The organism is Pluralibacter sp. (assembly GCF_019237635.1).
Lineage (GTDB): Bacteria > Pseudomonadota > Gammaproteobacteria > Enterobacterales > Enterobacteriaceae > Enterobacter_B.
Map to the genome: position 1 here is coordinate 1 of NZ_JAFAGS010000080.1, position 7,569 is coordinate 7,569.

General features: G+C 58.8%; 7 protein-coding genes. 6 read left to right on the plus strand and 1 reads right to left on the minus strand.

Annotated features, from left to right (window positions below):
- Positions 1-183: 183 nt before the first annotated feature.
- The 4 genes from JO226_RS09575 to JO226_RS09590 all read left to right on the plus strand — a co-directional run bounded on the left by JO226_RS09575 (position 184) and on the right by JO226_RS09590 (position 5,553).
- A complete protein-coding gene (locus JO226_RS09575) occupies positions 184-792 on the plus strand; it encodes a hypothetical protein (RefSeq protein ID WP_293548151.1) in 609 nt (202 codons plus the stop codon).
- Between the two features lie 80 nt (positions 793-872).
- A complete protein-coding gene (locus JO226_RS09580) occupies positions 873-1,946 on the plus strand; it encodes a LacI family DNA-binding transcriptional regulator (protein WP_293548165.1) in 1,074 nt (357 codons plus the stop codon).
- Positions 1,947-2,052: 106 nt separating this feature from the next.
- On the plus strand, positions 2,053-5,136 hold the full coding sequence (locus tag JO226_RS09585) for a beta-galactosidase (RefSeq protein ID WP_293548154.1): 3,084 nt from the start codon (positions 2,053-2,055) through the stop codon (positions 5,134-5,136).
- Positions 5,137-5,199: 63 nt separating this feature from the next.
- Positions 5,200-5,553 carry a DUF1428 family protein gene (locus JO226_RS09590; RefSeq protein ID WP_293548157.1) on the plus strand — a complete coding sequence of 118 codons (354 nt, stop codon included), beginning with the start codon at positions 5,200-5,202 and terminating at the stop codon, positions 5,551-5,553.
- Positions 5,554-5,601: 48 nt separating this feature from the next.
- On the opposite strand, the gene JO226_RS09595 is transcribed toward JO226_RS09590, so the two are convergent.
- Positions 5,602-7,161 (minus strand): EAL domain-containing protein, encoded by a 1,560-nt coding sequence (locus JO226_RS09595; RefSeq protein ID WP_293548160.1) that lies wholly within the window; start codon positions 7,159-7,161, stop codon positions 5,602-5,604.
- Between the two features lie 170 nt (positions 7,162-7,331).
- Between JO226_RS09595 and JO226_RS09600 the strand changes: the two genes are divergently transcribed.
- A complete protein-coding gene (locus tag JO226_RS09600) occupies positions 7,332-7,439 on the plus strand; it encodes a 50S ribosomal protein L31 (RefSeq protein WP_293548163.1) in 108 nt (35 codons plus the stop codon).
- A gap of 2 nt (positions 7,440-7,441) precedes the next feature.
- The coding region (gene ykgO / locus JO226_RS09605) for a type B 50S ribosomal protein L36 (protein ID WP_293548168.1) at positions 7,442-7,569 on the plus strand (128 nt) is incomplete at its 3' end.

The window sequence follows — 7,569 nt, forward strand, 5'->3', positions numbered from 1 at the left end:
GCCAGCTGTCGCCATAGCGGCGTGCGGGCATTCTCTTCCTGCCAGTGCCCTAACAGGCGCACCAGCGACTGACTTCCGGAACGGCGTGTATTCATAACAGTCCACTTTCCTGAAACTGGTTATTAAATATAAGTCCATTTTTGATGATGATGACGTTTTAGGCAATGATGATGTGAGGTTCTCGTGCTGCGACGTCTGATTCAGCTGTATGTCGGATTGTGTTTATACGGTGTGTCTACTGCGATGTTTGTCCGTGCCGATCTCGGCGCCGACCCGTGGAACGTTTTCCATCTTGGCGTCGCCCGACTGCTGTCGATGAACATCGGTATGGTCATGATCGTGACCGGCGCGCTGGTGCTGCTTTTGTGGATTCCGCTACGCCAGCGACCGGGGCTTGGGACATTGAGCAACGTGATTGTGCTGGGGCTGGCCGCCGATGCTACGCTTGCGGTGCTGCCGACGCTGGAATCGCTGTGGGTGCGCAGCGCGCTGCTGGCGGCGGCCGTGGTGGTGAACGCGCTGGCGACGGGAATGTACATTGGCGCCGGCTTTGGCGCCGGGCCGCGCGACGGCCTGATGACCGGCCTTCACGCCAGAACGGGTTGGTCGCTGCGGATGATTCGCACCAGCATCGAAGTCTCGGTACTGATCGTCGGCTGTCTGCTGGGTGGAACCTTTGGGCCGGGTACGGTGTTATATGCGCTGGCGATAGGCCCGCTTATCCAAATTTGTTTGCCCTGGTTTCGCCAACGGCCAACCCTCTGCACCGAAAGCGGTAAGGTGGAAGCGTGAATGATTTTTATGAAGCGCTCACAATCTGGTGAGGCAAGTCGGGCTATACTGGCGACATCTGTTCTTAGACCTGTGTGATGATGAAAACCACAACCCTTTATGATGTTGCGCGCGCGGCAGGTGTTTCTTACCAGACGGTTTCCCGGGTCATTAACCAGGCTGAACATGTTTCCGCCCGTACCCGGGAGAAGGTGCAGCAGGCGATGGCTGACATGAACTATGTGCCTAACCGCGGCGCGCAGCTGTTGGCCGGAAAGCAGTTGAAAACGCTGGGGCTGGTGAGCACCGATCTCGCGCTGCATGCGCCGTCGCAGATTGCCTCTGCGGTGAAGACGCGCGCCGCGGAGCAGGGCTATACGGTCCTTATCGCCATGGTGACCCGTAACGATGAGGCGGAGTGCCGGGCGGCAATTCAGGAGCTGCAGGCGCAGCGCGTGGAAGGGTTGCTTATCAATGTGCCGCTGGAGGACGATGCCGCTGCGCGTCTGCAGGCGCTGGCGGCGCCGCGCCCAACGCTGTTTCTCGATGTCGGGGAGTCAGCGCCGGTCAACCGGTTGGTGTTTGACGCCCGCCAGGGATCGCGGCTTGGCGTATCGCATCTGATGGCGCTGGGGCATCAGCATATTGCGCTGCTCGCCGGGCCATTAAGTTCGGTTTCCGCCCGCGCGCGGCTCGAAGGCTGGCAACAGGCGCTGGCGGAAGGTGGGCTCACGGCTTGCGCCCAGGCCGTCGGCGACTGGAGCGCTCAGTCGGGCTATGAGAAAGCCCACAGTCTGCTTGCCGCATCGCCGCGCCCGCAGGCGATTCTGGTGGCTAACGATCAAATGGCGCTGGGCGTGCTACGCGCTTGCGCGGAGAAAGGGGTCCGCGTGCCGGGACAACTGTCAGTAGTGGGCTACGACGATACGACCGACAGCGCCTGGTTTTCCCCTCCGCTGACCACCGTCCGTCAGGCGTTTCGTCATGCCGGCGAGCAGAGCGTCGACTGGCTGATCGCCCGCGATCGCCATAGCGTCACGTGTTACCAGGTTTGCCTGCCGGTCACCCTGGTGGTGCGATACTCCACTGCGCCCCACGCCGAGACGACAGACGACGACCTTGCCCGACGCCTGCAGGCGCTGGCTTGCCAGGCCGCGCGCGGCGATCTTCGCTAACCGCTTTGTGATCCTTCTCGCTTCCTGCGATCGGCAACCTTTACCGGACCGAATACCGCAGGCATGCTGAGTTAAATTGTGAGCGCTTCGCAAGTAAGGAATCCCCATGAAATCTGACGCGTCATCTCTGGCGGCAATACTGGCCCGCCGCGACTGGGAACATTCGGGCGTGACCCACTGGCATCGGCTGGATGCCCATGCGCCGATGCACAGCTGGCGCACGCCCATCGCCGCGCGGGACGAAGAGTCGTCTACCGCGTGCAGGCTGCTTAACGGCGAATGGCGTTTTTGCTTTTATCCCTCGCCGGAAACGGTGCCAGAGCGCTGGCGTTGCGAAGATCTGCCGGAGGCGGTGGCGATGCCGGTCCCCGCCAACTGGCAGATGCAGGGGTTTGATACGCCGATTTACACCAACGTGACCTATCCCATTGCAGTCACCCCGCCAACGGTGCCTGCGCAAAACCCGACCGGCTGCTACTCCCGCCAGTTTGAGGTTGATGCGCAGTGGCTGGCGAGTGGGCAAACGCGGATTGTCTTTGATGGCGTCAACGCCGCCTTCCATCTGTGGTGCAACGGGCGCTGGATAGGCTATTCGCAGGACAGCCGCTTACCGGCGGAATTCGATCTCAGCGAGGCGCTGCAACCGGGAGAAAACCGGCTGGCGGTGATGGTGCTGCGCTGGTGCGACGGCAGTTATCTGGAAGACCAGGATATGTGGCGAATGAGCGGGATTTTCCGCGATGTCTCGCTGCTGCATAAGCCTGATACGCGAATTGGCGATTATCACCTGACGACCCGGCTGCAGCATGGGTATACACGGGGAGAGCTGGTGGTCTGCGTACGACTGGAAGGGCCGAATGTTGCCGGGACGGAGGTTGACGCGGCGCTGTGGCGCGACGGTCAGGAAGTGGCCCGCCAGCGGCAGCGCCCCGGCAGCGACATTGTGGATGAGCGCGGCAGTTGGGCGGAACGGTTAACCCTGACGCTCCCGGTAGAGCGCCCGGCGCTGTGGAGCGCGGAGGCGCCGAATCTGTATCGCCTTACCCTAACGCTGGCGGATGAGCGTGGGCAGACGCTGGAATGCGAAGCCTGTGATGTGGGCTTTCGCGAGGTGGCTATTGTCGATGGCCTGCTGATGCTCAACGGTAAAGCGTTGCTGATCCGCGGCGTCAACCGTCATGAGCATCATCCGGATACAGGACAGACCGTTGATGAAGCGACGATGATCCGCGATATCACATTGATGAAACAGCATAACTTCAACGCGGTGCGCTGTTCCCACTATCCTAACCATCCTCTGTGGTACCGATTGTGTGACCGTTACGGCCTGTATGTAGTGGATGAGGCCAATATTGAAACCCACGGTATGGTGCCGATGAGCCGTCTGGCTGATGACCCATGCTGGCTGCCCGCGATGAGCGAGCGGGTTACCCGCATGGTGGCCCGGGACAGAAACCACCCGTCGATTATTATCTGGTCGCTGGGAAATGAGTCCGGCCACGGGGCGAACCACGACGCTCTCTACCGCTGGCTGAAAACCACTGACCCTTCGCGCCCGGTGCAGTATGAGGGCGGCGGCGCGAATACGGTGGCCACCGATATTGTGTGTCCGATGTATGCGCGCGTTGATAAGGATCAGCCTTTCCCGGCGGTGTCGAAGTGGTCGCTGAAAAAGTGGATCGGCTTGCCGGGAGAAAACCGGCCGCTGATTCTGTGCGAATACGCCCATGCGATGGGCAACAGCTTTGGCGGATTCGCCAAATACTGGCAGGCGTTTCGCGCGTATCCCCGGTTACAGGGCGGTTTTGTCTGGGACTGGGTCGATCAGGCGTTGAGCAAAACCGATGCCGATGGCAACGTGTTTTGGGCCTATGGCGGTGATTTTGGCGATACGCCAAACGATCGCCAGTTCTGTATGAACGGCCTGGTATTTCCTGACCGTACGCCGCACCCGGCGCTGTATGAGGCGCAGCGCGCCCAGCAGTTTTTCCAGTTTCGCCTGACCAGCGCGTCGCCGCTAACCGTTGAGGTGACCAGCGAGTATCTGTTCCGCCATAGCGATAACGAACGCCTGCGCTGGTGGCTGGCGTGCGACGGCCTGACGGTGGCAGAAGGTGAATGCGCGCTGGCGATGGCGCCCGACAGCGTTGAATTACGGGTGTTGGGCGAGATTCCGGCCACGGTCAGGGGGCGCGAGATGTGGCTGAACGTCGAGGTTCGGCAACCGGAGGCGACGGCGTGGTCGGACGCCAACCACCTTTGCGCCTGGGACCAGTGGCCGATTGCGCTGCCGCTGACGGTATCTGACTGGCCTGCGCCCGGAAGCGCTGCGAAGCTTACGGAGAACGACACGGCGTTTATCGTTGAGCATGGAGCGCAGCGCTGGTCGTTCTGTCGGCGCAGCGGCCATCTGACACAGTGGTGGCGCGACGGCGTGCCTGCGCTGCTGTCGCCGGTTATCGATAACTTCACCCGCGCGCCGCTTGATAACGATATCGGCATCAGCGAGGCGAGCCGTATCGATCCTGACGCCTGGGTGGAGCGCTGGAAGGCGGCGGGGATGTATGCGATGTCGCCGCGGCTAGTGCATGCCCAGGCGCAGGTGCAGGGAAACGAGGTGGTGGTGACCACGCGTCATGTCTGGGAGCATCAACGCCGGGTGCTGTTTATTTCCGATAAACGCTGGCGAATCGACGGGCAGGACGAACTGCATGCCGATATTGACGTGACCGTGGCGCAGGATGCCCCGCCGCCCGCGCGTATCGGCATTCAGTGTCAGCTGGCGGCTGAATCGCCCCAGGCGAGCTGGTCAGGCCTGGGGCCGCACGAGAATTACCCTGACCGCAAGCTCGCTGCCCGGCAGGGACGCTGGACGCTGCCGCTGGCTGAGTTGCACACGCCCTACATTTTCCCCAGTGAAAATGGGCTGCGCTGTGAAACACGCGAGTTGCGCTACGGCGACCACGGTTGGCAGGGGGATTTCCATTTCAGCCTCAGCCGCTACAGCCAACAGCAGTTGCATGAAACGACGCATCACCATCTGCTGCGCGAGGAGCCGGGCTGCTGGCTGAACCTTGACGCATTCCACATGGGCGTAGGCGGTGACGACTCGTGGAGCCCGAGCGTTTCGGATGAGTTTCTGCTGGCGCAGCGGCGCCTGCGTTATGCGTTCAGGTGGTGTCGCGACTAAACTTACCAACGGCAGATGCGGCCAGAAACGCTGGCCGCGCGTTTCACTTCGGAGGTTATTCTCATGAAGTATGTTGATGGTTTTGTCGTTGCCGTGCCAGCGGAAAATAAGGAGGCCTATCTTGCGCTGGCGGCAAAAGCGGCGCCTCTGTTTAAAGAGTTTGGAGCGACCCGCATCGTGGAATGCTGGGCTGACGATGTGCCTGGCGGTACGCTGACCGACTTTCGCATGGCGGTGAAAGCGGAAGAACACGAAGAGGTGGTTTTCAGCTGGATTGAGTACCCGTCGAAGGAGGTGCGCGATAAGGCCAACGAGAAAATGATGGCCGACCCGCGAATGAAAGAGATGGGAGACAGTATGCCGTTTGATGGTAAGCGGATGATCTACGGCGGTTTCGCACCCATCCTTGATGAGTAGTCGCCCCGGCTGTGCGGCGTGCCCGCCAGCCGGTTTCATTTCGGCGCTTCAGGATTTGCGCAGATTATCTTCCGCCCAGAAGATAAAGTCGCCTTTTGGCAGCGCCTTGCTGTATAACCACCCCTGTCCGTACTGCACGCCGTGGCGGTTCAGCCATTCGCGCTGGGATTCGGTTTCAATGCCTTCCGCCACAATGGCGAGATCCAACGCCTTCGCCATGCCGATAATGTGCGATGTCAGGTGTTTGAATTCCAGTGCATCAACGAAAGTCTTATCAATTTTGATCAGGTCAACATCCAGATCCTGCAGGTAGCTGAGGCTGGAATAGCCGGTGCCAAAATCGTCGATATAAATGGCGTGACCTGCTTTGCGGTAGGCGTCGAGCGCCTGGGCGCTGCTTTTGGGATCGACCATGCTGCGTTCGGTCAGTTCGAGAGCAATTTGCGACGGCGAAAGGCGCCACTGCTGGAGTCTGCCAGCGATGACCGTGGGCAGTACGGTCGACGTTAAATCATCCGGATAGAGGTTGATCGAGATATGCTGCTCCGGGTGGCAGTTCAGCCAGGGGCCAAGATCGTCAAACGTCTTCTCAATAACCAGCTGGGTAAGACGTGTAATCAGCCCGGTCTCTTCGGCCAGCGGCACAAACATGTCGGGTGAGAGGAACGTACCGTCCGACTGGCGCCAGCGGGCCAGCGCTTCCGCGCCGACAATTTTTCCCGTCGACAGTAAAACGATCGGCTGGTAATAGACCTCAATCACCCGGTCATTGATCGCGTCAAGCATGTTGTAATAAGGCGACTGCAACCTGCGTAGCTCTCTGACGATAAGCCAGGCGCCCGCCAGGCTAATGAGGATCCCCACTGGCAGCCAGATAAGCAACTGCCGATGCCAGCTTGCCGTCAGCGGTTTCGTCGAGGCCCAGATAACCAGGGAAATGCCGAGGTCGGGATAGTTGCGAAAATCATACAGGTTGCCATTTTTAATCAGTGATTCATCACCTTCCCGTTGCGCCTGCTGCCAGAGCGCCAGATCGAAATCACGGTTGTCGGAAATCACTTTCTTACTGTCGATGGCGATCAACGCGACGTGGATAGTCCACGAGCTAAAAGAGATAACGTCGGCAAAGGAATTCGGATCGATCATCACCATATGGTGCTTGCTGGCGAGGGCCACCATATTGTGCTTGATGCCGAGATCGTTTTCGCTGGTAAGCCAGAGCCGGTAGCCGTCGTGTGTCGTGCGGGTGGGAGGGGAGAACTGTATTTGAGTGCTTTTGCTTTCCATCGAAGAGCACAGGGGCTTCAGACCGTCGAGCCAGATGACTTCCTGTACATAGCGCTGAACATAAGCGATTTGCCGCATGGCTTTCAGGTGGTCTTCGGTACAGGGCGTTCCTTTGTAGGCATCAATCTCCACCAGTGCTGTTTTTGCCTGATCGACGACCCGTTTTGTGCGCATGATAACGCGTTCGCCGTAGGTGTTAAGGTCGTTGATAAAATCCTTTTCTGCCTGATAGTGCGCCAGCCAGACGCTGAGTATGACAGGAAGTAAAACGGATAAAATCAGCACACCTATCACCAGGCTGACCATCTTTTTACTCGTCATGGTCCTGTATCCTTTCAGTGCTGAAGCCGCATAGGTAAGGCAATTATACGCGATTGTAGAAAAACCTCTGAAAGATATCGTGAATTAGCCCGCATTTACGCCATGGTTGATCTTTTATCGATAACAGCGTATTTTTATTGTTATGTTATAACATATATATAAAGATCAGCATGAAACCGGATATTCACCCTCATTACCGTACTGTGGTGTTCCACGATACGAGCGCGGCGCGTTTCCGCCAGCGTTTTGGCGGCTTTATTGATGCAAAACGAGGTTAAGGATGCAGGTACTCAACTCGCTACGCAGCGCAAAGCAGCGCCACCCGGACTGCCAGATAGTAAAACGCAAAGGACGCTTATACGTCATTTGTAAAAGCAACCCCCGCTTTAAGGCCGTGCAGGGGCGTAA

What these genes read in the sequence shown, in the direction of transcription:
- JO226_RS09590 (WP_293548157.1), top strand. Translation starts at nt 5,200, where the DNA reads ATGAAGTATGTTGATGGTTTTGTCGTTGCCGTGCCAGCGGAAAATAAG.
- JO226_RS09580 (WP_293548165.1), top strand. Translation starts at nt 873, where the DNA reads ATGAAAACCACAACCCTTTATGATGTTGCGCGCGCGGCAGGTGTTTCT.
- JO226_RS09595 (WP_293548160.1), bottom strand. Translation starts at nt 7,161, where the DNA reads ATGACGAGTAAAAAGATGGTCAGCCTGGTGATAGGTGTGCTGATTTTA.
- JO226_RS09600 (WP_293548163.1), top strand. Translation starts at nt 7,332, where the DNA reads ATGAAACCGGATATTCACCCTCATTACCGTACTGTGGTGTTCCACGAT.
- JO226_RS09585 (WP_293548154.1), top strand. Translation starts at nt 2,053, where the DNA reads ATGAAATCTGACGCGTCATCTCTGGCGGCAATACTGGCCCGCCGCGAC.